The sequence below is a fragment of the Actinomadura macra NBRC 14102 genome (genome assembly GCF_001552215.1).
Taxonomy (GTDB): domain Bacteria; phylum Actinomycetota; class Actinomycetes; order Streptosporangiales; family Streptosporangiaceae; genus Spirillospora; species Spirillospora macra.
This window is the reverse complement of sequence record NZ_BCQT01000002.1, coordinates 186,714-213,288: the sequence shown is the minus strand read 5'-3', so window position 1 is coordinate 213,288 and position 26,575 is coordinate 186,714. Positions and strand designations below refer to the sequence as shown.

Below are 26,575 nucleotides of genomic sequence, written 5' to 3'. Positions count from 1 at the left end.
GTATGGCGGGTGCCCTGGACCCCGCCTTCGATCACGTGTCCGCGCCGGGGCCGGGCAGCAGGTCGACGTCGCCCGCGTGCATCGACTCGTCGCAGTGGGCGCAGCGCAGGTCGACGCGGCTGATCTCGCCGCAGGCGTGATGGCGGTAGAGGACCGGCGGGCCGGCGTCGCCCGCGAGCCATTTGTCGCCCCAGCCGGCCATGACCATGAGCAGGTCGACGAGCTCGGCGCCCTTCGCCGTCAGGTGGTACTCGTAGCGCGGTCGCCTGTCGTAGGGACGGCGTTCGAGTACGCCCTGGTCGATGAGGTGGCCGAGCCGCTCGGTCAGCACCTTGCGCGAGATCCCGAGGTCGGCCTGAAGGTGGTCGAACCGCCTCACCCCGGCCCACACGTCACGCAGGATCAGCGGCGACCACGGTTCCCCGATCACGTCGAGGGTGCGCGCGATGGAGCAGGCCATCTCCCCGAAGTTCGTGCGTTGCATGAGGGCAGTCTAGCAATTGGAGTTCCCTTACGGAACTCTGCATGCTACGGTCATGGAGTCTCCTGAAGGAACTCAGAAGGGATCGCAGAGATGAGCAGGGTCTTCAGCGCGATGTCGATCTCGGCGGACGGATACATCACCGGGCGCGACCCCGGCGCAGGCCGAGGGCTCGGCGACGGGGCGACGCTCTTCGACTGGTACACCGGTGGCGATGTCCCCAGCCGGGAGTTCGGCGGCTTCACGCTCAGCGAGTCCAGCGTCCGGGTCTTCGACACCCTCGCCCGCCGGGCCGGCGCCGTCGTTGCCGGCCGCACCACCTATGAGGACTCCGAAGGCTTCGGCGGCGGGAGCCCGCACCCGGCCGCGCCGGTCTTCGTCCTCAGCCACCGCCCGGCGCCGGAGATCACCGACCGCCAGACGTTGATCACGACCGGGATCGAGGACGCGGTCGCGGCAGCCCGGAAGGCCGCCGGCGACAAGGACGTCGCGCTGATGGGCGGCGCCGTCGTGACCGAGGCGCTGAAGGCGGGGCTGGTCGACGAACTGGTGCTCCACCAGGTGCCGGTCCTGCTCGGTGCAGGCCGTCCCTACTTCCGGGAACTGCCAGAGCACGTCCGGTTGCGGCTTGTCGAAGCGGTGCCCGCCCCGGGTGTCACCCACCTGCACTACGAAGTCGAGCGATGATCCTCGCCACCCGCGGCCTCGCGATGGTCGGCGTATACCGGCCCCACTCCGTGCTTCACCGGAACTGAGTCGCCGACTGTGTCGGATGGCTCGCGGCCAACCCCGCAAGAACCCCCGGAACGCTCCGGAACCCTCCAGAACCCCGCAAACTCAAGGAGATGACCATGATGCTCGACTCCGACGTGCGCCGCGTGCTCGATGGCGCCTTGCTCGCCCACGTTGCCAGCGTCCTCCCCGACGGCGCTCCGCACTCCGTTCCGGTCTGGATCGGCACGCACGGCGACCATGTCGCGATCCTCACCGGCCCGGACTCCCGCAAGGCCCGCAACCTGCGGCGCGACCCGCGGATCGCGCTGTCCCTGACACCGGCCGACAACCCGTACCAGCCGGTCATCATCCGTGGCAGGGTCGTCGGGTGGCTTGAGGGAGACGCCGCCTGGGAGATCATCGATCGCATCGCGACGAAGTACATCGGCGGTCCCTACTCGCGCGATGAGGAGCGGGTCATCCTGCTCATCGCGCCCGACCGGCAGAGCGCGGGCTGAGAAGCCCTGTCCGTGGCCTGCGACGTGCAGGTCGCGGGCCGGGACGAGTCCGTGCCCCGATCAGTCTTCGGTCAGCCAGAGGCGGGTGTAGTCGTAGCCGGCCGTGGTCGGGACGAATCTGGCGCCGCGCACGCGGGACGAGCGGAAGATCGTGTGCGCGCGGTTGAGCAGCGGCACGATCGCGGCGTCCTCCATGATCTTCTGATCGGCCAGCTGCCAGAGTTCGGCGGCACGGGACGCGTCGGGTGCCGTGAGCGCCGCGTCGATGAGGCCGTTGACCTGGACGTTGTCGTAGCCCCCATAGTTGGTGGAGTTCGGACCGTAGGTGCGCCCGTCAAAGAGCGGCTGGATCATCGAGCGGCCATTGTTGCCGTACCAGTCGGGCGTCCAGCCGGGAGCGGCGATGTCCCACCGGCCTTCGCTGGCCTTCGCGGGCGTGGCGATCGTGCTGGAGTAGAACGAGCCGCCCGTGTCGGCCGTCAACTCGGTCCTGACGCCGCAGGCGGCAAGGTTCTGCTGGATCGACTGAGTGATCAGCTTGTGCACGCTGTTGGTGCGGTAGGGGAACTTCAGCGTCAGCGCCGCGTGACCCGTCTTGCCGAGAAGCTCGCGGCATTTGGCTGGATCACCCGACTCGCCCGGTGTCGCATAGTGCTTCAACGTCGCATACCCCGCGTTCCCCGGCGGGATCACCGTGTGCAGCGGCTGCGCGACGGACGGACCGCCGACGATCTTGATGAGCGCGCTCCGGTCGACGGCGTACTCCAGTGCGCGCCTGACCTCGCGCTTGCCGAGCGCACCGCCGTTGTTGGGGCTGCGTGTGTTGAACACGAGATACGGGCTGTTGTTCGGAGTGTCCCGGATCGCGAACCGCGGATCGTCACGCAGCCGCGGGATCGCCTGCGTCGGGACGGGCTGGTCCCACGCGAGGTCGGCGGCACCCTGCTCGATCTGCCCCTGGACGGTCTCCGGCGAATCCTGCCCGAGCGTGATCCGGATCTTCTCCACATGCCGCTCGCGGAGCGGATCGGCGTCCTGACGCCACGCCGGGTTCCGAGTGAGCAGATACGACACCCCGGGCTTGTACTCGCTGATCAGGTAGGGGCCGTCGGAGATCGTGTGCTGGCGGAAATCCCGTCCGTCCGGCACATACCGGTCGTACTCCTGTGGTGCGGCCGCGGTGAACGGCAGGGACAGCAGGTTGAGGAAGTCGCTGGCCGGGCGCGCCAGCTTGAACACCAGCGTCTCGTCGTCCTTCGCGCGGACGCCCTCGATGTCCTGCTTCCGCTGATAATCGGCGATGGCACCGGCGTCCTTCGCGTCGACGCCGCCGAAACCCCGGCAGAAGCCGTCCATGCCCTTGATGGTGGAGGTGTAGTACCCCTTGCCCGCCGATGGGGAAGCAGGATTGCAGAGCCGCTCGAAACCACGCACGAAGTCCCGCGCCGTCACCGCGCGCACCGGACGCGTGTTCCACTGCACGCCCTTGCGCAGCCGCACCGTGTACGTGCGTCCGTCCTTGCTGATGTCGCCGTTCTCCCGTGTCGGAAGGCGAGCCGCGACATCCGCCCGCACCGGAACCGTCTCGTTGAAGTCGTTGGACGCGCGAGTCCCGAACAGGGTGCGTGCGTAGATCCGGGCCAAGCCGTACGCGCCGACGCTCGCCACCGACGCGGTGTCGAGATGCTCGACGTCGGACGAGCCGACGATCCGTAGCGTTCCCCCGTCGCGCGGCGGACCGTCCGCCCCCGACGCGGTCTCCCCGCCGCCGCACGCCGTCAGCCCGACCGCGAGCCCGGCGAGTCCCGCCGTCACCTTGATCAAATCGCGTGCCATCACGTCCTCCACTCGGTCCTCGGAAGCGGGCGCGCAATCACTGGCGGTGTCACAGTAGGGCCAGAGCGTGACAAAGAGCCGCTACATCACCGTTTTCCTCTGGGAGCTCTAAAGAAGTAAGGACGCACTGACAGTGGGATGTCCACTGCCCGGGCGCCCTTTTGGCATCTTGTGATCAGGCCCTCAACCTCCCATAACCTTCACCCCGCGACGAGCCCCCACGCGCCCCATCACCCTCCCCGCCCCGCTGCACACTCATCACCTGACCGACCTCGACACCGCGCTCCTCGCTGATGACCACCGCGCACGGGTTGGGGTTGATCAAGGGGATCGTGTTCATGCAGCGGGCCCCTCCGTGAGGGGAGAGTTCGGATGTCACTCAGGCGCTACACGGTGTGACACCTGGCATGGTCGGCGCCATGCCGCGTCCCGCAGCCAGCGGCTTGGCTCTGCGGCCTCGCGCGGTAACTCGGTTGCCGTCCGGTTGCCGTCCGGTTGCCGTCCGGTAGTCGTGTGGTGGCTCCGGCACCCCGTGGTGCGTGCGTCACATGTCGGCGATGAGCTTGTCGACGCGTTCGTCGACGGAGCGGAACGGGTCCTTGCACAGGATGGTGCGCTGGGCCTGGTCGTTCAGCTTCAGGTGGACCCAGTCGACGGTGAAGTCGCGCCGCTTCTCCTGCGCCTTGCGGATGAACTCGCCGCGCAGCCGGGCCCGGGTGGTCTGCGGCGGTACCGACTTGGCCTCGAAGATGTCCAGGTCCCGCGACACACGCTCGACCGAGCCGCGCTTCTCCAGCAGGTAGTACAGGCCGCGGTCGCGGTGCACGTCGTGGTAGGTCAGGTCGAGCTGCGCCACGCGCGGCGAGGACAGCGGCAGGTCGTACTTGCGGCGGTAACGCTCGATGAGCTGGTACTTGGTCACCCAGTCGATCTCCCGGGCCACCAGGTCGAGATCGCCGGTCTCCACCGCGCGCAGGGTCCGCTCCCACAACTCCAGGACGCGCAGCGCCACGGCGTCGCCGCCGCGCCGGTCGATGAAGTCCTTGGCCTTGCCGAAGTACTCCTGCTGGATCTCCAGCGAGCTGGCCTCGCGGCCATTGGCCAACCGGACCTTCCGGCGTCCGGTCGTGTCGTGGCTGACCTCGCGGATCGCCCGGATCGGGTTCTCCAGCGTGAGGTCGCGCATCACCACGCCCGCCTCGATCATCCGCAGCACCAGGTCGGTCGCCCCGACCTTGAGCAGCATCGTCGTCTCGCTCATGTTCGAGTCGCCGACGATCACGTGCAGCCTTCTGAACCGCTCGGCATCACCGTGCGGCTCATCGCGGGTATTGATGATCGGCCGCGACCGGGTCGTCGCCGACGACACGGCCTCCCAGATGTGCTCGGCTCGCTGCGACACGCAGTACACCGCTCCGCGCGGGGTCTGCAGCACCTTGCCGGCGCCGCAGATGATCTGCCGGGTGACCAGGTAGGGGATCAGAACGTCCGCGAGGCGGCCGAACTCGCCTTGGCGACCGATGCAGTAGTTCTCGTGACAGCCGTAGGAGTTGCCGGCCGAGTCGGTGTTGTTCTTGAACAGGTAGATGTCGCCGACGATGCCCTCGTCGCGGAGCCGCCGCTCGGCGTCGACCAGCAGTCCCTCCAGGATCCGCTCGCCCGCCTTGTCGTGTGTCACCAGGTCGACGACGCTGTCGCATTCGGGCGTGGAGTACTCGGGGTGGCTGCCCACGTCCAGGTAGAGCCGCGCGCCGTTGCGCAGGAACACGTTGCTGCTACGGCCCCACGACACCACCTGGCGGAACAGATAACGGGCTACCTCGTCCGGTGACAACCGCCGCTGACCACGGAAGGTGCAGGTGACGCCGTACTCGTTCTCAAGCCCGAAAATACGCCTGTCCACACTCGCGAGCGTATGCGGTTGGAAGCCCGGTTGGTGGTCCTCCAAGCCTCTGTTCACCCGCCGTGCAGCCAGTGCGCCATGGCCTGGCCGAACCTGACGGACTTCGTGCACGGCCCACGACGACGTCCTCACCCGCGTTCACGCGTCACGGCCGCCGGCGGCAGGCCCCCATGCCTGACAATCCCGTTGCGCCGGATCTGATGACCAAGAACCACACGTCCGAACCGGCATTCCCGCTGCCCGCCCACCGGCCCGGGATCTGCCTACCGGTCAGCACTCAGATGGTGGCTCTGGCGTCGGCAGTTCGGCGACTACCGGTCGACGCGGTCGAGACTTCGACGCCGTCACGGTCGAGGCGGGGTGCGGCCCTGTGTCGGCCGGACGGCCGGACGGCGCCGGAGGGGCGGCTGGTCGACGACGATCCTGGAAAGGCCAAGGGCCGCCCTGCCAGGAGGACAGGGCGGCCCTTGGGCGTGTTGTGCTCGGTCAGCGGTCGACGTCGCCGCGAATGAACCTCTCGACGGCTTCGCGGGCCTGATCGTCGTTGTACTGCTCCGGCGGGGACTTCATGAAGTAGGAGCTGGCCGACAGGATCGGGCCGCCGATGCCACGGTCCTTGGCGATCTTCGCGGCGCGGACGGCGTCGATGATCACGCCGGCGGAGTTCGGGGAGTCCCAGACCTCCAGCTTGTACTCCAGGTTGAGGGGCGTGTCGCCGAACGACTTGCCCTCCAGCCGGACGTAGGCCCACTTGCGGTCGTCCAGCCACGGCACGTGGTCGGACGGGCCGATGTGCACGTCCGCCTTGGCCATCTCGTGCGGGATCTGCGAGGTGACCGACTGGGTCTTGGAGATCTTCTTGGACTGCAGGCGCTTACGCTCCAGCATGTTCATGAAGTCCATGTTTCCGCCGAAGTTGAGCTGGTAGGTGCGCAGCAGTTCAACACCGCGGTCCTCGAACAGCTTGGCCATCACGCGGTGCGTGATGGTCGCGCCGACCTGGGACTTGATGTCGTCGCCGACGATCGGGACGCCGGCGTCGGTGAACTTCTGGGCCCATTCGGGATCGCTGGCGATGAAGACCGGCAGCGCGTTCACGAAGGCGACCTTGGCGTCGATCGCGCACTGGGCGTAGAAGCGGTCGGCCTCCTCCGAGCCCACGGGCAGGTAGGACACCAGGACGTCGACCTCGGCGTCCTTCAGCGCCTGGACCACGTCGACCGGGGTGGCGTCGGACTCCTCGACCATGTCGAGGTAGTACTCGCCGAGGCCGTCGAAGGTGTGGCCACGCTGAACGGTGATGCCGGTCGGCGGGACGTCGGCGAACTTGATGGTGTTGTTCTCGCTGGCGTGGATCGCCTCGGACAGGTCCATGCCGACCTTCTTGGCGTCAACGTCGAACGCCGCGACGAACTCGACGTCGCCTACGTGGTAGTCGCCGAACTGGACGTGCATGAGGCCGGGGACTCGCGTCTCGGGGGCCGCGTCCTTGTAGAACTCGACACCCTGGACGAGCGAAGAGGCGCAGTTGCCCACACCCACGATGGCTACGCGCACCGAACCCATCCGGTTGCTCCTTCTCTCTAGCGGAACATGTGGTGTTGCTTCACCCGACCTCGAGGGCGCCGGGCCGCGGCTCAGCGGCCCTTGTCCCGAGGCATGTCCTGATTAGCTTGCGAAGATGACTTTGCTTGTTGTTCTTGCTCAGCCCGCTCGCGTCCGATGAGCTCGTTGAGCCACCTGACCTCGCGTTCGACGGACTCCAGCCCGTGGTTCTGTAGCTCCAGCGTGTAGGAATCGACCCGTTCCCGGGTCCGCGCCAGGGCGGCGCGCACGCTTTCCAGCCGCTCCTCCAGCCGGCTGCGCCGGCCTTCGAGGATCCTTAGCCGGACGTCCGCGCGGGTGTGCGAGAAGAAGGCGAAGTGAACGCCGAACCCCTCGTCCTCCCATGACGCCGGGCCGGCCTCGGTGAGAAGCTGCTGGAGCCGCTCCTTGCCGTCGGCGGTGAGCTTATACACGATCTTTGACCGGCGGCTCTGTAGGGCCAGCGCCGTGTTCGCTTCCTCTGGCCGGTCCTCCATGATCAGCCCGTTGGTGAGGAGCTGCTTGAGGCACGGATAGAGGGAACCGTACGAGAAGGCGCGGAACATGCCCAGCAGGGTGTTGAGCCGCTTACGCAGCTCGTACCCGTGCATCGGGGACTCGTGCAGCAGGCCGAGCACGGCGAGCTCCAGCACGCCCGCGCCCTTCTTGCCCGCCATCCTGGTCCCTCTTCCGCCGAGCTGATGTCTCAATCCGATGTATCGAGCGAATGTATCGGCTCGATACATCGCAAAGATACGTACGCCCACGCCTTCTGGCAAGTCCGCCCTCACACCTCCTGGTCAGCGCCCCTCGACGAGGCCACGGCAGAGGCTTCGGCAACCGTCTGCGACCGCCCGAGCAGGGGGCGTATCCCGGCGTCGCGGGCGTGGCTGATCCGCGGCGCCTGCCACGGCGATCAGCCCCGGGCGGGCTGGACGCTGCTCGGTCCTCCGTTCGGTGCTTGGCGACATCAAAGCGAATGGGGGTCGGTACTTGTGGCCTTGGTGTCACGTTCCTCGCCTGTCTCGTCACACCATGGTGAACACCCAGGTCGGAGCACGGAAGCGGAACTGCATTCTGTGGATAACCCGACCGAGATAATTTACCAGGGCGGATTGAGGGGCTTTACGCTGCTGGCATGTGGGGTCAGGACCACCAGTGAGACCGAGGTCGGTGGTCGACTACGGACTGGCGAAGCGAGCGGCGCTCGCCGAGCTGAGGTCCGGTTCCCTGACCAGGGACGACGCGTGCGATGCCCAGCCCTATCTGCTTCGCGCAGCCAGATACCACGGCGAGCCCACCGATCAACTGTGTCCAGTATGTGGCCGTGAGCGGCTCACTCACGTGACCTATGTGTACGGGGAAGAACTGGGCCGTTACGAAGGGCGCGTGAAGGCCACAGCCGAGCTCGCCCAGATGGATCGCGAATACGGCGAATTCCGGGTGTATGTGGTGGAAGTGTGTCAAAGTTGCGGCTGGAACCATCTGGCCGTGTCCTACGTCCTCGGTCGCGGGGAGCAGAGCCCCGAGCGGTAGACAACGAGGAAGGATTTCGCCGACAGTGCCGTCGGTGAGGGCGTTGACCAGCCGGAACGGAAGGTTCGCCGTGCACTGCGCTCCCCCCGCTCACCAGCCCGCACAGTACCCTTCGGACGGCGCACGAGTCGTTTGTCCCCTGTCGATGAGGTCGCGTGAGTAATCCAAGCCAGCCCCGACCGGAGTCCGGGTCGCAGTGGCCGGGCGGGCAGCAGGTCCCCCGTCTTGGCCGCTCGAGTGATCCGGAGTCGCCGGATGCCCAGAGCGAGGAGAAGCCGGACGGCGGTCCACCACCCCTCGCCGGCGGAACAGCCGCGCCCGGGCCCTTCGGTGCTCCACCCTCCGGCCCCGTGGAGAGCAGCGGTGCGCCGGAGCCGGACGCCACCGCGATCTTTGGTCCTCCCCCGTCCTCGGGCGGAAGCCTCACCCCTGGGCCACAGTCCCCTGGCGTCCCCGCTCACCCATCTGGCACCCCACTGGCCGAGGATCCGCTTAATCCCGGCTTCATGGGCGCACCAGCGGCCCCTCCTACTTCTGGCGGTCCCAGTGCGCAGTCGGGTTCGTTTCCCAGCGGGCAAGGTGAGACGAGCGCGCCGCAGTCCAGCGTCCTGAACGGACCGGCTCCATCGTCGTCCTCCGGCCCCTCCGGCATCGCACCGGGCGGCCCGGGCGTAGACGATGCCCTGGGGAGCTTCGAAACGACTCGAACCGACTTTGGCGGCAACGCCGCGAGTGCGCCCGGTGATGGCGGTGTAGTCGGTGGGCCGACTACGTCGACCAGTTCTGCCGGTCCCGGCATCCCGCATGGGCCCGGCGGCGATGGTGGGAGCGGCGCTGTCCCGTTCTCCTCGCCGAGCGGACCTGGCGCCGGCGCATCGAGTGGACCCCCCGCAGTCGGCGGCCCAGGGCAGGGCGTTGTGCCCAGTGGGCCCGCGTCCAGTGGTCCGGGTGTGGTGGGTGGCCCCGGTGCCGTTGGCGGTGGAACCCCCATGGGCGGGCCCAGCGGGGTTGGGCCTGGTGTGCCGTTCGGCCCTGGCAGGCCCGGGATGGCTGCCGGACCGTCTCCTCTGAGGTCTCCTGAGGGGTCGGGGAGCATCCCGATCAGCGGGCCTGGACATCCGACGGGCGGACCGGGGATGGCCGCGGGGCCCGGCGGTTTCCATGCTCCTGGTGCTCCTGGTGCTCCTGGTGCTCCTGGTGCTCCTGGTGCTCCTGGTGGGTTTGGTGGGTTTGGTCCGGTTGGGATGGGTGGCGGAGCACCTGGCCCCGGACTCGGGATGCCTGGGATGCCTCCTGGACCTGGCCCTGGCCATCGAGCCGCAAGGGCGGGCGGAGCCGGGCTTGCCGGTGGTCTTGGTGCGGTGAAGGGGCGACTTGCCAATCTCGGTGTACCGGGCGTGGTCAAGAAGGCCGGAGGCAGGGGGCTGCGTGGGCCTGCCAAGCACGGTGGGCCGACATTTCCCGGTGGCCCTGGCGGACCAGGCGGACCAGGCGGACCAGGCGGACCAGGCGGACCAGGCGGACCAGGTGGGCCGAGCGGTCCCGGCGGACCGGGAGGGCCTGGAAAGCCTCCGGCGGGGAAGCGAAGCTTTGTCGATCATCTGCGGTCGCGGAGCACGGGATGGCGGCGGTTCGTCCCCTCGTGGAAGTTCGTGGCCGGTGTCTGCGCGCTGGGCTTCATCAGTTTCATCACCCTGATCTGGGTCGCGTACGCGAACACGCCGACCCCGGCCGAGCCCACCGTGGCCGGCGTCGAGGACCAGGCGTCGATCTTCTATTTCACCGACCACACCGAGATCGGACGGATCGGGAAGAAGCGGCAGAGCGTCGAGCTGAAGCAGGTGCCGCCGATCGTCCAGGACGCGGTGCTCGCGGCGGAGAACCGGAGCTTCCGTACCGACCCGGGATTCTCGGTGAAGGGGACGACGCGGGCCGTATGGGCGAACCTGACCGGCGGGTCGGGCGGTGGGTCCACGATCACGCAGCAGCTTGCGAAGAACTACTACTCCGATCCGAACAACCGGACGATGAGCAGGAAGTTCCAGGAGCTGTTCATCTCGTTGAAGCTGGAGGACAAGCACTCCAAGGACGAGATCCTCAAGCTCTACCTGAACACCATCTACTTCGGCCGTGACACCTACGGCATCCAGGCGGCGTCCCGGGAGTACTTCGGGAAGGACGTGTGGGAGCTGAAGGCGAACGAGGCGGCCGTCCTCGGCGGAATCATCCAGAACCCGAACCGGGACCCGGGCGAGAAGGCGAACCGGGCGTGGGTCAACGAGCGGTACCAGTACACGCTCAAGGGCCTGGTCTCGATGAAGAAGCTCAGCGAAGCCGACGCCAACCGGTACATGGCGAAGCTGCCCAAGATCAATGAAGCGGGTACGGGCAACCAGCTCTACAGCGGCCAGCGCGGCTACATGCTGATGCGGGCCAAGGAGGAACTGCGCCGCCTGAAGATCGACAACAAGGAGTTGACGACCAAGGGTCTGCGCGTCTACACGACGTTCGACCGGAAGAAGATGGCGCAGGCCCAGCGAGCAGCGGAGCGGACCGTCCCGCAGGTGAACCCCAAGAAGCTCGCGCGGAAGAAGATCCGTGTGGGGCTGGTGTCGGTGAACTCGGCCAACGGCGAGGTCATCGCGTTCTATGGTGGGCCGAGCTATCTGTCGCAGGCGTTCGACAACGTGTGGTCGGGGTCGGCGCAGGCGGGATCGGCGATGAAGCCGTACGTGCTGGCGACGGCGCTCAAGCAGGGCTACAGCCTGAAGAGCATGGTCGAGGGTAGATCGATGACTCCGATCGATCCGAACGGGAACGTCGTGCCGGAGGGCACGCCGAACGCCACGGTCGTCCCGAACAGCCACAACGAGGGACCGGCGATCGACCTGGTGAAGGCGACGCAGGACTCGGTGAACACCGCGTTCCTCCAGCTCATGGGCAAGGTCGGGATCCAAGAGGTGATCAAGACCGAGACGGACGCGGGCATCGCGTCCGACCTGCTCAAGCCGCACTCCTGCTGCATCAACCTGGCCCTCGGCGTCAACAACATCCGTCCGATCGAGCAGGCGGCCGGATACGCCGCGTTCGCCAACGGTGGGATCTATCACCAGCCGCACGTGATCCGTACGGTCAAGATGACCGACAACAAGACGGTGCGCCTGAAGCCGAAGTACGAGTCCCACCGCGTCTTCGACAGGAAGGTCGCGGCGGACGCGACGTACGCGATGCAGCAGGTCATCAGGGGCGGAACGGCGACGGCGGCGGCGCTGCCCGACGGCCGGGCCGCGGCCGGCAAGACCGGGACCACCGACCGCAACGTCGCGACGTGGTTCGTCGGATACGTGCCGCAGATGTCGACGGCCGTCACGCTCTACAACGACGCGGTCGGGCCGGATGGGAAGAAGAAGTCGCTCATCCTGCCGCAGATCGGTGAGGTCCAGGGTGGGACGATCCCGGCGCGCATCTGGCGGACCTACATGACGAATGCGACGCAGGGGATGAACCCTGAGGCATTCCCACCGCCGGTCTGGGACGGCATCGTGCAGAGGTGGGCCAAGCCGCCGCCCAAGAGAGAGGACGACGGCAAGCCTCCGTGGTGCAATGGCCCGATCGGTCAGTACGACCCACGGTGCCAGGACGATGACGGCGGCGGTCCCGGCGACGGTGACAGGCCGCCGTGCCAGTCGCCGTTCCCCGACGGGAACTGCGATCCGAACAAGCCGCCGAGCAACCCGCCACCACGATGGTGGTGCAGCATCCATCGCGGCGACCCGTCCTGCCGTTTCGGTGGTGGCGGCGGACGCCAGCCACAGGCGGAGGGCAGCGCGCCGCTGCTGCCGCTCACAAGGCCGCCCGAATGAGCGGGACGGCCGCCGGGGAAGGCGGTGTGAGATGAAGCGGGACCTTGCTCCTCCGGCCCCCCTGCCCCCAGGTGCGCAGTACTCTCGGACGACGCACAGCCGTACCCCAGTTGATGAGGTCGTGTGAGCAACCCAAGCCGTTACGGACCGGAATACGGAGAGAGCCCTGGCAGAAGGGGCTCGCCCCGACCCGCCTCGTCGGGCATGCCCGGCGGTGTGCCGCGTGGCGCGCCGGCAGGCTCGCCGACACCCGGCCGGGTGGCGCGTCCGGGGGCGAGACCGGGCGGACGGGGCGCGGGTCCCTCGCGGTCCGGCGCCCCTGGTGGGCCCGGCGCCCCCGCCCCTGGTGGCCCCGGCGGGCCTGGTGCGCCGGGCGCGCGACGCCGCGGAGCGCCGACGGCGGTGCGCAGCGGCCCGGGTGGACCCGGCGGTCCCGGCGGTCCGGGTGGTCCTGGCGGTCCGGGTGGTCCCGGAGGCCCGCGTGGGCGCGGTGGCCCCGGTGGTCCGGGCGGTCCCGGCGGTCCCGGTGACGGTGGTCGGGGACGGCGCGGCAAGCGGTCCGACAAGCCGCGGAAGGTCGGCTGGCGGCGGTACGTCCCGTCCTGGAAGGTCGTGCTCGGCGTCTTCACGGTGCTGGTGCTCGGCATGGCCACGCTGGTCTTCGTCGCCTACGAGAACACCCCGGTCCCGGACGAGGCGCAGCAGGACGCGATCAAGCAGGAGTCGGTGATCACTTATCGGGACGGGTCGGCGCTCGCCCGGATCGGGACGCACCGCGAGAGCCTCCCGCTGGAGAAGATCCCGGAGCATGTGCGGAACGCGGTGCTCGCCGCCGAGGACCGTAACTTCTGGAATGAGCCGGGCATCTCGCCGACGGGAGTCGCCCGCGCGCTGTTCAAGACGGCGACCGGCGGTGACGTCCAGGGCGGTTCGACGATCACCCAGCAGCTCGCCCGCAACTACTACCAGGGGCTGAGCCAGGACCGCACCATCAGCCGCAAGCTCAAGGAGATCCTGATCTCCATCCGGGCGGGGCAGGAGATCGACAAGAAGGAGATCCTGAAGCTCTACCTCAACACCGTCTATTTCGGGCGTAGTGCGTACGGCATCCAGGCGGCCTCCCGCGCCTACTTCCACACGACCGTCGACAAGATCGACGAGTCGCAGGCCGCGATGCTGGCCGCGATGATCCAGCGTCCGACCTACTTCGCGTCCTACGGCCCGGACACCAACCCGGCCAAGAAGGCGCTGATCGAGCGCTGGAACTACGTCCTGGACGGGATGGAGAAGGAGAAGTGGATCGACCCGGGGAAGCGTGCGTCGGCGAAGTTCCCGCAGACGCAGAAGCAGTGGAGTGACGTCAAGGGCGGCCCCCAGGACGGCTACCTGCAGGACCGGGTCATGCGCGAGCTGAAGGTCCTCGGCATCAGCGCGCAGGACGTCGAGACCGGCGGACTGAAGATCACCACCACCTTCGACAAGCAGCTCCAGGACTACACCGCCGCGGCGGTGAACCAGATCAAGAGGGAATCCAGCCTCGGTACGGACATCCACTTCGGGCTCACGGCGATCGACCCGAAGACCGGTGGAGTGGTGGCCTCCTACGGTGGCCGCAGTTACGCGAAGCAGCAGTTCGACGACTCCTTCCAGGGCATCGTGCAGCCGGGTTCGTCGTTCAAGCCGATCGTGCTGGCGACGGCGCTCGACCAGGGCGTCAGCCTCCAGACCACCATGGACGGCAGCTACCGCCGGACGATCGGCGGGGCGACCTTCACCAACGACAGCCGTTCCGAGAACGGTGTGTACAACCTCAAGCAGATGACGGCGATGTCGATCAACACGGCGTACGTCGAGCTGGGGCAGAAGGTCGGGCTCGACAAGGTGGCCGAGATGGCCGTCAAGATGGGCATCCCCAAGAACACCCCGAACCTGAAGAGCGGTTACGCCAGCCTTCCGCTCGGTGTCATCGACGCCAGTTCGGTCACGATGGCCTCGGTCTACTCGACGTTCGCCGCGGAGGGCGTGCACCGCGCGCCGCACGTCATCTCCAAGATCATCGACAAGGACGGCAAGCGGATCAAACTGCCGTGGGACAAGGAGGAGCGGGTCTTCTCCCAGGGCGTTGCCCGGGACGCGACGGCGGCGATGCGCGCGGTGGTCACGTCCGGTACCGGTAAGGGCGCCAGCCTGGGCGTCCGTCCGGTCGCCGGCAAGACGGGCACCACCGACCAGAACAAGTCGGCCTGGTTCGTCGGCTACACGCCGGAGCTCGCGACGTCGGTGGCGATGTGGCGCGAGGACAAGAACCGTAACCGCAAGTCGCTGATCGGTGTCGGCGGCTACAACCAGGTCTACGGTGGTACGGTTCCCGCCGACCTGTTCCAGCGCTTCATGATGAAGGCGCTGGAGGGCAAGGAGATCACGCAGTTCGGCCCGCCTGGCAACGTCGGCGGCATCGCGCCGTGGGCCGCGCCGACGCCGACGCCGACGCCCTCGAACACGCCGACCGTGACGACGTCACCGACGTGCCAGCCGAACACCCCGGGACGGCCGAACAACGGCGGCAGGCCGTGCTCCTCGCAGTCGCCGGGCCCGTCCGAGACGCCGACTTCTCCCGGGCCGGGCGGACAGCCCTGTAACCAGGCGGGTCTTCCGCTCGGCTGCAACCCCAACCTTCCCCCCGAAGGCGACGACATCAGCTGGTGGTGCCAGCAGGGCCACATGAATCACCCCAGGTGCAGGGATCAGGAACCGGGCCCGGACAAACCCTGAGTTCCCCGGTGTCCGTTGGTATGGCCCAGAACCCGCGCGGGTTCTGGGCCATGCCCGTTCTACGGCGTCCTTGTCCCCTGTGGATCTCGTTTCCCGAGCACGCGCGGGCGGTTGTGAGTGACCTTTAGTCTTGCTGTCCATGTCGTCGTCTTCGGAAAGGCTCGGTATGTCCACCGCCGGCACGAGCAGTGAGGCGGCGGACGGACGCGGGCGACTGGCCGGGCTGGCGCCGGTCCTTGCGGGCGTCACGGCCCTGGTGTGCCTTCTGGGCTGGCTACAGAAGCAACCCTGCGCAACGACGAGATTCGACTTCATCCAGACGACGACACGAGCGTGCTACACCGACGTCTACCCGCTCTACTACGTGCGCGGGTTGAACGATGGGAAAGTACCGTACTTCGACACGTTCAACGCCGAGGGCTCCAGCATCCACCATGTGGAGTACCCGGTGCTGAGCGGTGGGTTCATGCAACTCGTCGCCTGGATCGTCCGTCCGTTCGGTTTGGACGGGCGTGGGATGGCCTTTTACAACGTCACCGTCCTCATGCTCGGCCTGCTCGCGGTCGTGGCCGTGTTGGCGACGGCGTACGTGGCTGGTCGGCGATCCCTCCGGGTCGGTCTGATGGTCGCGCTCTCCCCGGCGCTGCTGCTCACCGCGTACATCAACTGGGACCTGCTGGCGGTGGCGCTGTCCGCGCTGGCGCTGGCGGCCTGGTCGGCACGCCGCCCGGCGTTGGCGGGCGCGCTTCTAGGGTTCGCGATAGCGGCGAAGTTCTACCCGCTGCTGTTCCTGGGCCCGCTCGTCCTGCTGTGCGTCCGCGCGGGACAGTGGCGCGCTTTGGGGCGGATGCTCGCCGGCACGGCGGGTGCATGGCTGCTGGTCAATCTGCCCGTCATGCTCTTCGCGTGGGACGGCTGGAAGGAGTTCTACACCTTCAGCCAGAAACGCGGCATCGACTGGGGGTCGATCTTCTTCTTCCTCCAGCACCACGGGATGACCGGGCTTGACGACACGGACCGTCTGAACATGCTTGGCACGGGGACGTTCCTAGTCCTGGCGGTCGGAATCGCTGTTCTGACGCTGACCGCACCGCGACGTCCACGAGTCCCGCAACTGATGTTCCTGGTGTTGGTCGCGTTCATGCTCCCCAACAAGGTCTGGTCACCGCAGTACGTCCTGTGGCTGCTGCCTTTGGCGGTATTGGCCCGTCCTAAGCTGCCGGCGTTCCTGGTCTGGCAGCTCGGCGAGGTCGTGTACTTCTTCGGTATCTGGTGGTACCTGCTGTCGGTGTCCAGCCAGACGCAGGGGGCCGGCCTGGGGGACACTGTCTCCGCTGTGCTGAGCCTGGACGCGCCGGACGGCGGGATCAGCCAGGACGTCTACGGCGTAGCGTTGCTGGCGCGCTTCTCCACCGTCCTGCTGTTGGCGCTGCTGGTGGTGTGGGACATCCTGCGTCCGTCTGGTGACATTGTCAGGACGGATGATGTGGACGACCCTGCCGGTGGTGTGCTGGACGGTGCGCCCGACGTGTTCTCGCTGCGTCGCTGGCGCAATCCCCGTCACGCCGCAGTGCCCGCACTCTGACTGTCTCTGTCATGCGCGGCTAGAAGGGCCCGAAGTGGCCCCGCCGCGCAATGGGTTTCGGCCCTCCTTTGTGAGGTTGATTCATGTTCGCGGGAGTTGTGGCCCCGCAGGTTTGTGAGTTCGGGAACCGCCTCGCCGGTCCCGGCGAAAGTGTCGGAGCGTCACCGCACGCGAGAAGGCGCTGGTGGCATACCCGAGGCCGAGACGGATGCGGGAACCGCGCGACACCTTCCTCTGCCGCCAGGACGTCGGGACGCCCGCACCGGCTCGCGAGTTCGAGGGGCCCCGGGTCGGATTGATCACCTCCGGGCGCGTCAACTCCGCCGGGCCGCGCCCGCATCTCACCCGGTACAGCGTGATCAAGAAGATCGCGCACCGAGTACGGGAGCGGGGACCCATGCGGAAGATCGTGATCACCGGGGTGGCGGCGGCGTTGGCGCTCGGCCTGACGGCCTGCGGCGGCGACGGCGACGGCAACTCCGCGGCGTCGTCGTCGCCCCCGCAGCCCTTGTCGCCCGTCAGCTCCGCGCCCGCGCAGGGCAACGCCACGCCGGGCGCCAGCTCCGCCCCCGGAGCCCCGGGGGGTTCGGGCGCTCCGACGGCCCAGAGGCCCGCGTCCGCGCCTCAGGGCGGCCAGCAGATCAAGTCGGCGACGGGGCGGCTGCGGTATCTGGCACCGGGCAAGTTCACCGTGGGCAACGTCGTCTTCTTCACCGCCAACGACACTGTCCTGTATGTCGCCGGGGGCAAGTGCCCGGATGGCAGCACCCCGCCCGACGTCAGCAAGTGCTCCATAGTCGGGTTCGACAACTGGGCGAAGGCCGCGCCGCACAACGTCACCGTTCGCTTCTCCGGTCAGGCCGCCACCCTCATCCGGGAGACCCAGTAGCGACCAGCAACCCGGCGAGTTCGTTCGGACGCGAAGAGCGTGCACTGCTGCTGCGGTGCACGCTCTTCAGGTATTGGGTCAGGCGACGCGTGTGGGGTCGTCCACAGTAGGGAACGTTCCGTCCTTGTGGGCGCGCCGGACATCCTTGACGTACTCGCGGGAGAACATCGCTGAGAGGGTCGCGATCCCACCCCGGTGGACGCGGATCTCGGCATGCCGCAGTTCACCGGTGATGCGGACGCGCCGCCCTTCGCCGTTGTGGCCCGTCCAGTCCTTGACGCGCCCGCGACCCGTGTAGCGCAGGTCCCAGTGGTCGACGTCGGCGTCCTCGGGCACCAGGATCTTGACCATCGAGTGGTCCAGGGCGACGTCGATCTCGATGTCGCCGTCCTCGATGTGCGGCGAGCGCAGGTCGAGGACGACCGAGCCGCGGCGGACGCGGACCTCGAACCGGCGGGCCTCCGTCCAGCAGCCGAGCTTCTTGATCGAGTTGTAGTGCGCCTGGATGCGGGTGGTGGGCGTGGCGTCGGGGTCGGGGTCGGGGGTGGTGGTCAGCGTGGTGTTCATCTCTGTGTTCCTCTCGGAATCGGGCAACTACCTCGCTCAGAGAGTTGCTCCTTGTAAGAGTCTCTCTAGTTAAGAGATTATTCAGAATAGAGAGAGACGTCAAGCGCCAGAAGACCGGCGTGATGGTCGAACAGGGAGTTCGCGGGCGCCCGCCGGGGAAGGAACGCTGCCGGGGTTCGCCCCACGAGCCCGGAACACGGACGTGCAAGAGTGCAGGAGAAGGCGTGAACGCGGACCAGGCGCTGAACGAACTGCTCGCGGATCGGCTGAAGCCGGGCGTCTATCAGTGCAGGGCGCTTCCGGACGCGGTCGCCGTCACTGACTGGGCGGAACGGGCCGAGTTGGCGGGTTGGCGCGGGTTCCATATCGACGGGCACCGCGTCCGCGACAAGGGTGCGTTCCTGCGGCTGTGCGCCGAGACCTTCCGCTTTCCCTCGTGGTTCGGGGGCAACTGGGACGCTCTAGAGGACTGCCTGACAGACCTGTCGTGGACATCCGCACGCCATGGCCGCGTGGTGCTGTACGAATCGTGGTCCGAACTGGCCGAGGCCGACCCGGAGTCGTTCCGGACGGCTGTGGGTGTCTTCGCGGACGTGGTGGAGGTGTGGCGGGACACCCCCACCCCCATGACGGTCTTCTTGCCGAGCGTGGGAATGGAGGCGGCGGGCGTCCCCCGGCTCGCGTGAGCGGTTGCCGCGCGAGGTGTCAGCCGGCATGCCTCAGCGGGTGTGCCCTGCCCTAGCGGGTGTTCTAGCGGGCAGTGGAGAAGCGGGCGCGCTGGAGACGTCAGTAGGTGGACGTTGAGGGGTCGTTGTTGATGCTCCAGATCGCCGCCCCGTAGATCCCCACGATGACGATCCAGTAGAGCAGGCCGATCACGGCGAAGATGTAGCCCAGGATCAGCCCGGCCGTGGCCATGCCGCCGCCGCCTTCCCCGCTGCGCCTGATCTGCCCCTGCGCGACGTGCCCGAAGATGATGGCGCCCACGGAGAAGACGACCCCGCCGCAGGTCACGACACCGATGATGCCGAGCACCATGGAGGCCACGGCCATGCCGTTGTTGCGGGGCACGACCGGCGGGCCGCCGCCGTAGTAGTGGTGCTGCACGGGCGGTTGCTGCTGGTACTGCTGGCCGTATGGGTCCGACCCGTAGCCGCCGTACGGGTCGTAGGGGGGTTGTGCCATGGACTTCCCGATCGGTTGGCGCGCCCGCTGCCGCCTGTGGTACCGCGCGTGCGCTGAGGGCTGAGGGTTCGGATTATGCCAGTCTGGCCGTGCCTGCGGTTTTACTGCATTCCGCACTTACGCGACGTTAGATGCGCATGGTCGAGCCCCGGTTCCCGACTTCAGGTGGCCAGGTGGGAACGGAGCCAGGCGATGTCGTCGGCATGTCCGGCGCCGGGCGTCTCCACGACCACGGGCGCCGCGGCGGCGCGCACGACGCCGAGGATCAGGTCGGTGTCGATCTGCCCGCTACCGAGGTTGGCGTGCCGGTCGGCGCCCGATCCGAACGTGTCGCGGCTGTCGTTGCAGTGGACGAGGTCGATGCGGCCGGTGATCGCCTTGATCCGGTCGACCGCGTCGATGAGCTCCTCGCCGGCCGCGTGCGCGTGGCAGGTGTCGAGACAGAAACCGAGCTTGTCGTCCAATCCGTCCACCGTCGACAGGACCTCCCACAGTCGGGCGATCCGGTCGAACTTGCGCGCCATGGCGTTGCCGCCGCCCGCGGTGTTCTCGATATAGACCGGGATCGGGCACTCGATCCTCTCGAACACCTTGCGCCAGTTCTCGAACCCCATCTCGGGGTCGTCGTCCTTCAGCACATGACCGCCGTGCACGATCAGTGCCTTCGCGCCGATCGAGGCCGCCGCCTCCAACTGCTGGGTGAGGTTCTTCCGGCTGGGGATGCGGATCCGGTTGTTGGACGTCGCCACGTTGATCGTGTACGGCGCGTGGATGTACACGTCCACGCCGGAACCGTCCAGGGCTTCGACGCCCTCGGGCAGGACGGGCTTCTTCCAGCCCTGCGGATCGCCCAGGAAGAACTGAACGACGTCCGCGCCGATGGCGCGGGCGTTGTCGAGCGGGTTGTTCTGGTCGACGTGGGCTCCGATGCGCATGACATCGAGGTTAGCCGCGCACCACGACATCCCGCGGCCGAGCCGTCAGATCGTGAATCCGCCGTGGCTCAGCGCGAAGGCCCCGCCGATGAACGCGGCCACCATCCCGACGACGTTCAGCCACCGCTCATTGGTCGTGGCGGAGATCAGCTGGGAGTACAGGGCCAGCGGCAGGCCGATCACCGCCGCGACCGCGCCGAAGAAGTGCGTCGCCGGGATCGAGCCCAGGATGAGGGCCGCGACCCCGATCGTGATGGCCGCCACCGCCAGCCCGTTCTCCAACGGGTGGCGTTCGGTGTCGACGCCGACGGCGGCCTGCTCGCCTCCGGCTGCCTCCTGTCGCATCGGACCTCCTCCGGGTCGTGGCGCCGTGCGTCCCGGCCTGGGGATGACGATGTGGCCGGACGGGCCGTGCGCGTAAGAGGGATTCCCAGCACATCCGGAGATCAACCAGCGTGCTCGTGCGGAAATTGTCGGCGCCGGCCGGTAACGTCGAACATGGTTTCGAGAACACGGTCTCGAGGCCGTCCCCGAGGGGAAGCGGGGAGAGCAGGAGGTGCAGCACCGTGAACCGACAGCACCAGCCGGCCATCGCGCGGGGGGTCGGCGGAAACCGCCGGTCAGGCCCGGTATGGCCGCTCGGAAAGGCGCCCGTGAACGGCAGAGCGGAGGCGAGGCGATGAACAGCAGTGAGTTGGGGGTCATCGGTGACGCGGAGCTCGTCGAGGAGTTGTCGTTGCTGACGACCCAGACCGCCCGGATGCGCGCCCGTATGGCCGACATCATGGCGGAACTGGAGCGGCGCCGCTGTGCCAGGCCCGCCCGCCCGACCGTCCGCCGCTGAGTACGCGCCATGACGCCTCGCGAGCCCGCCACAGCTGAGCGTGGCCGCACCGTGGCGGACTGGGGTGAAGTGGCTCGTAAGCTGCTGACAGTTGGTAGCCTGTATCGGTCTCGCGGCAGGTCCGCCCGGCGATCCGGGGCCGGTGCCGTCGCGGGAGACGCAACAACCCTCCTGTCACGGAGAGACCGTGACCGCACCAGTCCAGAGGAGGTAGGGACACAGCATGCGTCGTTACGAACTTATGGCGATCCTCGACCCCGCCATCGACGAGCGCACCGCCAACACGGCACTCGACCCGTTCCTGAAGGTCGTCAAGGACGGCGGCGGCAGCGTGGAGAAGGTCGACGTCTGGGGCCGCCGGCGCCTGGCGTACGACATTCAGAAGAAGTCCGAAGGCATCTACGCGGTGGTCGACCTGTCGGCTGAGCCTGCCACGGTCAAGGAGCTCGACCGTCAGCTCAACCTGAGCGAGTCGATTCTCCGCACCAAGGTCATCCGTCCCGAGGTCCACTGAGCCCGGCTCAGCCCTCACACCAGCCGGAGCGAGCCCCATGGCAGGCGACACCGTAATCACGATCGTCGGGAACCTCGTCGAGGACCCGAATCTGCGCTTCACCCCGAGCGGCCAGGCGGTCGCGTCGTTCCGTATCGCCTCGACTCCGCGGTTCTTCGACCGCCAGTCAAACGATTGGAAGGACGGCGAGGCACTGTTCCTGACCTGCAACGTCTGGCGGCAGGCCGCCGAGAACGTTGCCGAGAGCCTGCAGCGCGGCATGCGGGTGATCGTGCAGGGACGGCTCAAGCAGCGCTCGTACGAGACCCGCGAGGGTGAGAAGCGCACCGTCTTCGAGATCGAGGTCGACGAGGTCGGCCCGTCGCTCCGCAACGCCACCGCGAAGGTCAACAAGACCCAGCGGCAGGGCGGTGGCGGCGGCGGCTTCGGAGGCGGCGGCGGTGGCGGCGGTCAGGGCGGCGGCTTCGGCGGCGGTGGCGGCGGCCAGCAGGGCGGCGGCGGTTTCGGAGGCGCCCAGCAAGGTGGGGGCGGTTTCGGAGGCGGCCAGCAGGGTGGGGGCGGTGCCCCCGCCGAGGACCCCTGGGCCACCGGCGGCGGTGGCGGCGGCGGGTTCTCCGACGACCCGCCGTTCTAACCGTCCGTCCGCTCGACGGGCCGGCCACACACAGCAAGACCAAGACATGTACACGTCCATTCCCGCGTGAGCGGGGCTCTCATAAAGGAGCACCACGATGGCGAAGCCACCTCCCCGCAAGCCCAAGAAGAAGGTTTGCGTTTTCTGCCAGGAGAAGATCTCCTACGTCGACTACAAGGACACCGGGCTGCTGCGGAAGTTCATCTCCGACCGCGGCAAGATCCGTGCCCGGCGGGTGACCGGCAACTGCACCCAGCACCAGCGGGACGTCGCCACGGCGATCAAGAACGCCCGTGAGATGGCGCTGCTGCCGTACACCAGCACCGCGCGCTGAGTCAGGGGGACGACAGATCATGAAGCTCATCCTGACCCAGCAGGTCTCCGGGCTCGGCGAGCCCGGAGACGTCATCGAGGTCCGTGACGGCTACGGCCGCAACTACCTCGTCCCCCGCGGTTTCGCGATCAAGTGGACCCGGGGCGCCGAGAAGGAGATCGACTCGATCAAGAAGGCGCGTTCGGCCCGCGAGATCGCGACCGTCGAGCACGCCAAGGAGGTCGCCGGTCGGCTGCAGGCACTGCGGGTGACGCTGCGCACCCGGACCGGCAGCAACGGCCGCCTGTTCGGTGCGGTCACCGCCGCCGACATCGCCGAGGCGGTCAAGGCCGCCGACGGCCCCGACCTGGACCGCCGCCGCATCGAGATCGGCAATCCGATCAAGACGGTCGGCACCCACCGGGTCAGCGTCCGGCTGCACAGCGACGTCAACGCCACGATCGACGTCAACGTCGTCGAGGACTGACGCTCGTCCGTCCGAACGGCCCTCACGTCCCTTCCGGGATGTGAGGGCCGTTCGTTTTCCGAGCCGAAGGGCAGCCCAGGCGTACGGCCGGGTGGCATGGACACTCGGCGTCCCCCAGCACACCCCGTCAGGTACTGGCTTGACGGTGTTTCTTGTGAAACGTGCGTGAACCGCCCTGAGCTTGGGTGATCGGCGGAGTGACCGCTACGTTCCGTTGCAGAGATCATCGCGGGACGAAGGGGGACGGTGTTGATCGCGCAATCGGGGGACGGCGCGGCCGACCGGGAACGCGACGGCTCGCCGGGCACGCGCCGTCCGCGCGAGGACGGCCCGCACGTGACGCGCCGCTCGCTCATCAGCGGGGTGATGGGCGCGGGCCTGCTGGCCATGGGCTCGTCGGCCGACAACAGCGCCCTGGCAGAGGAGTTCCCCGCGGCCGGCCAGGAGTCGCGCTTCACGGCGGACGCCCCGCGCGTCCACACCCGTGCCGACTGGAAGGCCAGGCCACCGAGGCGGCCCGTGACGGTCCTCGACCGTCCACCGGACCGGATCATCGTCCATCACACGGACACGGCGAACTCCGACGACCGGTCGATCGCGCACGCATACGCTCTGTCGCGATACATCCAGAACTTCCACATGGACAAGCGGAACTGGGACGACACCGGCCAGCAGCTGACCATCGGCCGCGCCGGCCTCGTGATGGAGGGGCGCAACCAGTCGCTGAAGGCCATCAAATCGGGCAGGCATGCGGTCGGCGCGCAGGTGCTGCACCACAACGAGCACACGATCGGGATCGAGAACGAGGGCTCCTACATGCAGAAGGAGGTCCCGGATCTGCTGTGGGGGTCGCTCGTGGAGGTGTGCGTGTGGCTCTGCCGGGCGTACGACCTCGAACCGTCCGGCGCCATCGTGGGGCACCGGGACTACAACAAGACCGCGTGTCCGGGTGACGTCCTGTACGCGCGGCTGCCCGAACTGCGCAGGTCGGTGGCCGAGCGGTTGGCCGGCTCCCCGAAGAGTTCGCAGGTCAAGCCAGAGCCAGAGGTCGAGGACGGGATGCCCTTCTTCCCCCCGTTGGACGACTTCGGCTGAGGCGCCGCCCGTATGCCGCGCTCGTCCAGGCCCGGTCCCCGTGGGCCGGGACTTCGGAACGCAGCCTATGTCTCGGGTGTGGTGTAGCGGGTACGGCGACGGGCGATCTCGGGGTCGATGCCCTCCACCAGCGACCAGATGCCCGCCACGCGTTCCACCAGGGTCTCCGGGGGCAGCCCGGCCAGACCCTCGGCCGCCAGATCGTCGATCGCCTGGGTCAGCCGGGCCATCCGCTCGCCATGCGTGGAACACATGTTCGAATAGTAGCGAGTGTGGCTCCCGGTGCGAACGCCGATCGCCGATTTCCCCGGCCGGTTCTCACCGGTACCCGCCGCATGATGTGATCAAGGACATGAGTTCGTCGAACGCCGTCCTGCTGAGCGGGCACGGCCTCATCCTGCGCGAGTGGGGCGATGACGACCTGGAGGCGATGGCGGAGCTGTTCGACGACCCCGACATCGCCTACTGGACGCCGCTCGTCACCCCGTTCGACGTGCCGGCCGCCCGGAACTACCTCGACCGCGCCCGCCAGGGCCGGGCGCTGGGTGAGCGGGTCCACCTCGCCATCACGACCGACGGCCGCCGGCCCAAGGGCGAGGTCATGCTGAACAAGGTCAGCGGCACGATCGGCTACGGAGTCGGCGCCGCACACCGCGGGCAGCGGCTCGCGTCCAGGGCCGTCCTCCTGATGACCGACTACGCACACCACGTGGCCGGGCTGAGCAAGGTGGGCCTGGAGATCGAGCCGGGCAACGCCGCCAGCACCGCGGTCGCACGTACCGCCGGTTACCACCTGACCGACGCCGCGCCCGTGATCGTCGAGGAGAAAGGGCGCCGCGTCAGCCTGCTCACCTGGACCCACGAGATCGCCCGTGACGCTCGGGGCCGTGCACGCGAGCACGGTGTCGCGGGCGGCGGCTAACGGATGGCGCCGGTCACCATCCAGCGGTCACCGCGGGCCCGAAGGCTGAGGGTGAGCATCCGGGTCAGCATCCAGAGGCCGATGGCGGCCCAGAGACCGGCCAGTCCGGCGTCCATGCGGTACAGCACGAGTGCCGCGGGCAGGAAGGCGGCCGTCGCGACCAGGGTCGTCAGCGCGAGGTACCCACCGTCCCCCGCACCGATCAGAATCCCGTCCAGGACGAACACCACGCCCGCGACCGGTTGCAGGAGCGCGACCAGGATCAGCGAGACGAGCAGCAGGTGCCGGACGTCTTCGTCCGAGGTGAACAGGCCCGGTAGCCAGGGCCGCGCCGCGAGGATCACCAGGCCGAACACGACGCCGCAGGCCACGCCCCAGCCGACCATCCGCCGGGTCACCGCCCGGGTGGCCACGACGTCGGACGCGCCGAGGTACCGTCCGGTGATCGCCTGGCCGGCGATGGCCAGGGCGTCGAGCGCGAAGGCCAGCAACGTCCAGATCTGGAAGCCGACCTGGTACGCGGCGATCTCCGCGTCCCCCATGCGCGCCGCGATCGACGTTCCCACGATGAGGACGATCCGCAGCGCCGCCGTCCGGACGAGCAGCCCGACCCCCGCCGTCGCCGCCGTGCGCAGGCCCCCGGCATCGGGCCGCACCGGGGCGCTGTGACGTCGCGCGGCGCGGAGCACCACCGTCGCGTAGACGGCCGCGCTTGCGGTCTGGGCGAGCACGGTGCCCCAGGCCGAACCGGCGATCCCCCAGTCCAGGACGAGTACGAACACCACATTGAGCAGCAGGTTGACCGAGAAGCCGCCGATCGAGACGAGCAGGGGCGTCCGGGTGTCCTGGAGTCCGCGCAGAACCCCCGTCCCGGCAAGGACGACCAGCATCGACGGGATCCCGAACAGGCTCACGCGCAGATAGGTCTCGGCGTAGGGCGCCACGGACGGGGACGCGCCGAACGCCTCGACGATCGACGGGGTCAGCGGCCACGCGGCGACGATCAGGACGCCGCCGATGGCCAGGGCGAGCCACATCCCGTCGATGCCCTGCCGGACCGCCGCTCGCAGATCGCCGGCGCCGACCTGCCGGGCCACTCCCGCGGTCGTGCCGTACGCGAGGAACACGCACAGGTAGACGAGCGTGGTCAGCGCCTGTCCCGCGACGCCGAGGCCGCCGAGCTGTGCGGTGCCGAGATGCCCGATGATCGCCGAGTCGGACAGCAGGAAGAGGGGTTCGGCGACGAGCGCGCCGAACGCCGGGACGGCGAGCCGCAGGATCTCGCGGTCGTGGACGGTCGCGCGCCGTAGGGGTGAGCCGAGCATATCCGGCATACCCTACCAGTCTGTAAGATTCTACAGAAATTTACCCCTTACATCGGAGGAAGTGGCCGACTTT

General features: G+C 68.2%; 27 protein-coding genes. 16 read left to right on the top strand and 11 right to left on the bottom strand.

Annotated elements, in window-relative coordinates:
* Window positions 1–31: 31 nt before the first annotated feature.
* The gene (locus tag AMA02S_RS02225) at window positions 32–484 is read right to left on the bottom strand and encodes a winged helix-turn-helix transcriptional regulator (RefSeq protein WP_067450672.1); all 453 of its coding nucleotides are present in this window, start codon (window positions 482–484) and stop codon (window positions 32–34) included.
* Between the two features lie 90 nt (window positions 485–574).
* Here AMA02S_RS02225 and AMA02S_RS02220 point away from each other — a divergent pair, with 90 nt between their 5' ends.
* Both AMA02S_RS02220 and AMA02S_RS02215 read left to right on the top strand, forming a co-directional pair.
* Window positions 575–1,168, top strand: a complete 594-nt coding sequence (locus tag AMA02S_RS02220; RefSeq protein ID WP_067450669.1) for a dihydrofolate reductase family protein — start codon at window positions 575–577, stop codon at window positions 1,166–1,168.
* A 164-nt stretch (window positions 1,169–1,332) separates the two neighbouring features.
* A complete protein-coding gene (locus tag AMA02S_RS02215; protein WP_218004816.1) occupies window positions 1,333–1,713 on the top strand; it encodes a PPOX class F420-dependent oxidoreductase in 381 nt (126 codons plus the stop codon).
* 60 nt (window positions 1,714–1,773) lie between these two features.
* Here the strand turns inward: AMA02S_RS02215 and AMA02S_RS02210 are convergent, their stop codons facing one another.
* The 4 genes from AMA02S_RS02210 to AMA02S_RS02195 form a co-directional block, all read right to left on the bottom strand.
* On the bottom strand, window positions 1,774–3,549 hold the full coding sequence (locus AMA02S_RS02210) for an ABC transporter substrate-binding protein (protein WP_084264515.1): 1,776 nt from the start codon (window positions 3,547–3,549) through the stop codon (window positions 1,774–1,776).
* Between the two features lie 544 nt (window positions 3,550–4,093).
* The gene (gene pafA / locus AMA02S_RS02205) at window positions 4,094–5,452 is read right to left on the bottom strand and encodes a Pup--protein ligase (protein ID WP_067451504.1); all 1,359 of its coding nucleotides are present in this window, start codon (window positions 5,450–5,452) and stop codon (window positions 4,094–4,096) included.
* A gap of 486 nt (window positions 5,453–5,938) precedes the next feature.
* Window positions 5,939–7,018 (bottom strand): inositol-3-phosphate synthase, encoded by a 1,080-nt coding sequence (locus tag AMA02S_RS02200; RefSeq protein ID WP_067450666.1) that lies wholly within the window; start codon window positions 7,016–7,018, stop codon window positions 5,939–5,941.
* A gap of 71 nt (window positions 7,019–7,089) precedes the next feature.
* Window positions 7,090–7,713, bottom strand: a complete 624-nt coding sequence (locus AMA02S_RS02195) for a PadR family transcriptional regulator (RefSeq protein ID WP_067450663.1) — start codon at window positions 7,711–7,713, stop codon at window positions 7,090–7,092.
* 496 nt (window positions 7,714–8,209) lie between these two features.
* On the opposite strand from AMA02S_RS02195, the gene AMA02S_RS02190 reads away from it, so the two are divergent.
* From AMA02S_RS02190 to AMA02S_RS02165, 6 genes are all read left to right on the top strand, one after another.
* Complete coding sequence (locus AMA02S_RS02190) at window positions 8,210–8,572, top strand: DUF5318 family protein (RefSeq protein WP_245667313.1); 363 nt, start codon at window positions 8,210–8,212, stop codon at window positions 8,570–8,572.
* 1,161 nt (window positions 8,573–9,733) lie between these two features.
* Window positions 9,734–9,937 (top strand): hypothetical protein, encoded by a 204-nt coding sequence (locus AMA02S_RS42740; protein WP_067450657.1) that lies wholly within the window; start codon window positions 9,734–9,736, stop codon window positions 9,935–9,937.
* Between the two features lie 287 nt (window positions 9,938–10,224).
* A complete protein-coding gene (locus AMA02S_RS02180; protein WP_067450654.1) occupies window positions 10,225–12,435 on the top strand; it encodes a transglycosylase domain-containing protein in 2,211 nt (736 codons plus the stop codon).
* A 402-nt stretch (window positions 12,436–12,837) separates the two neighbouring features.
* Entirely contained in the window at window positions 12,838–15,207 is a 2,370-nt protein-coding gene (locus tag AMA02S_RS02175; protein WP_281181830.1) for a transglycosylase domain-containing protein, read from the top strand.
* A gap of 139 nt (window positions 15,208–15,346) precedes the next feature.
* Window positions 15,347–16,792, top strand: coding sequence for a glycosyltransferase family 87 protein (locus tag AMA02S_RS02170; protein ID WP_245667312.1), 1,446 nt, complete (start codon window positions 15,347–15,349; stop codon window positions 16,790–16,792).
* Between the two features lie 208 nt (window positions 16,793–17,000).
* Window positions 17,001–17,681, top strand: coding sequence for a hypothetical protein (locus AMA02S_RS02165; RefSeq protein WP_067450648.1), 681 nt, complete (start codon window positions 17,001–17,003; stop codon window positions 17,679–17,681).
* Between the two features lie 78 nt (window positions 17,682–17,759).
* Here the strand turns inward: AMA02S_RS02165 and AMA02S_RS02160 are convergent, their stop codons facing one another.
* A complete protein-coding gene (locus tag AMA02S_RS02160; RefSeq protein ID WP_067450645.1) occupies window positions 17,760–18,248 on the bottom strand; it encodes a hypothetical protein in 489 nt (162 codons plus the stop codon).
* A gap of 224 nt (window positions 18,249–18,472) precedes the next feature.
* Here AMA02S_RS02160 and AMA02S_RS02155 point away from each other — a divergent pair, with 224 nt between their 5' ends.
* On the top strand, window positions 18,473–18,934 hold the full coding sequence (locus AMA02S_RS02155; RefSeq protein WP_067450643.1) for a barstar family protein: 462 nt from the start codon (window positions 18,473–18,475) through the stop codon (window positions 18,932–18,934).
* A 100-nt stretch (window positions 18,935–19,034) separates the two neighbouring features.
* Here the strand turns inward: AMA02S_RS02155 and AMA02S_RS02150 are convergent, their stop codons facing one another.
* The 3 genes from AMA02S_RS02150 to AMA02S_RS02140 all read right to left on the bottom strand — a co-directional run bounded on the left by AMA02S_RS02150 (window position 19,035) and on the right by AMA02S_RS02140 (window position 20,713).
* On the bottom strand, window positions 19,035–19,433 hold the full coding sequence (locus AMA02S_RS02150) for a DUF4190 domain-containing protein (protein WP_067450641.1): 399 nt from the start codon (window positions 19,431–19,433) through the stop codon (window positions 19,035–19,037).
* A 161-nt stretch (window positions 19,434–19,594) separates the two neighbouring features.
* Window positions 19,595–20,368 (bottom strand): deoxyribonuclease IV, encoded by a 774-nt coding sequence (locus AMA02S_RS02145; RefSeq protein WP_067450639.1) that lies wholly within the window; start codon window positions 20,366–20,368, stop codon window positions 19,595–19,597.
* Window positions 20,369–20,413: 45 nt separating this feature from the next.
* Window positions 20,414–20,713 (bottom strand): hypothetical protein, encoded by a 300-nt coding sequence (locus AMA02S_RS02140; RefSeq protein ID WP_067450637.1) that lies wholly within the window; start codon window positions 20,711–20,713, stop codon window positions 20,414–20,416.
* Between the two features lie 334 nt (window positions 20,714–21,047).
* Here AMA02S_RS02140 and AMA02S_RS42730 point away from each other — a divergent pair, with 334 nt between their 5' ends.
* From AMA02S_RS42730 to AMA02S_RS02115, 6 genes are all read left to right on the top strand, one after another.
* Window positions 21,048–21,212 carry a hypothetical protein gene (locus AMA02S_RS42730; protein ID WP_169806760.1) on the top strand — a complete coding sequence of 55 codons (165 nt, stop codon included), beginning with the start codon at window positions 21,048–21,050 and terminating at the stop codon, window positions 21,210–21,212.
* Between the two features lie 223 nt (window positions 21,213–21,435).
* A complete protein-coding gene (gene rpsF / locus AMA02S_RS02135; RefSeq protein WP_067450635.1) occupies window positions 21,436–21,726 on the top strand; it encodes a 30S ribosomal protein S6 in 291 nt (96 codons plus the stop codon).
* Window positions 21,727–21,763: 37 nt separating this feature from the next.
* A complete protein-coding gene (locus AMA02S_RS02130; protein ID WP_067450633.1) occupies window positions 21,764–22,360 on the top strand; it encodes a single-stranded DNA-binding protein in 597 nt (198 codons plus the stop codon).
* Between the two features lie 97 nt (window positions 22,361–22,457).
* Complete coding sequence (gene rpsR, locus AMA02S_RS02125; RefSeq protein WP_019631633.1) at window positions 22,458–22,694, top strand: 30S ribosomal protein S18; 237 nt, start codon at window positions 22,458–22,460, stop codon at window positions 22,692–22,694.
* Between the two features lie 19 nt (window positions 22,695–22,713).
* A complete protein-coding gene (rplI, locus tag AMA02S_RS02120) occupies window positions 22,714–23,160 on the top strand; it encodes a 50S ribosomal protein L9 (protein ID WP_067450631.1) in 447 nt (148 codons plus the stop codon).
* Between the two features lie 249 nt (window positions 23,161–23,409).
* Window positions 23,410–24,255: a peptidoglycan recognition protein family protein gene (locus tag AMA02S_RS02115; RefSeq protein WP_245667311.1), complete on the top strand. Its 846-nt coding sequence runs from the start codon at window positions 23,410–23,412 to the stop codon at window positions 24,253–24,255.
* Between the two features lie 65 nt (window positions 24,256–24,320).
* Here the strand turns inward: AMA02S_RS02115 and AMA02S_RS02110 are convergent, their stop codons facing one another.
* Window positions 24,321–24,509, bottom strand: coding sequence for a hypothetical protein (locus AMA02S_RS02110; protein WP_052357975.1), 189 nt, complete (start codon window positions 24,507–24,509; stop codon window positions 24,321–24,323).
* Between the two features lie 98 nt (window positions 24,510–24,607).
* Between AMA02S_RS02110 and AMA02S_RS02105 the strand changes: the two genes are divergently transcribed.
* On the top strand, window positions 24,608–25,177 hold the full coding sequence (locus AMA02S_RS02105) for a GNAT family N-acetyltransferase (RefSeq protein ID WP_067451498.1): 570 nt from the start codon (window positions 24,608–24,610) through the stop codon (window positions 25,175–25,177).
* On the opposite strand, the gene AMA02S_RS02100 is transcribed toward AMA02S_RS02105, so the two are convergent.
* The gene (locus tag AMA02S_RS02100; protein ID WP_157430324.1) at window positions 25,174–26,511 is read right to left on the bottom strand and encodes an MATE family efflux transporter; all 1,338 of its coding nucleotides are present in this window, start codon (window positions 26,509–26,511) and stop codon (window positions 25,174–25,176) included. The two genes, AMA02S_RS02105 and AMA02S_RS02100, sit on opposite strands and share 4 nt — an antisense overlap.
* Window positions 26,512–26,575: the final 64 nt, after the last annotated feature.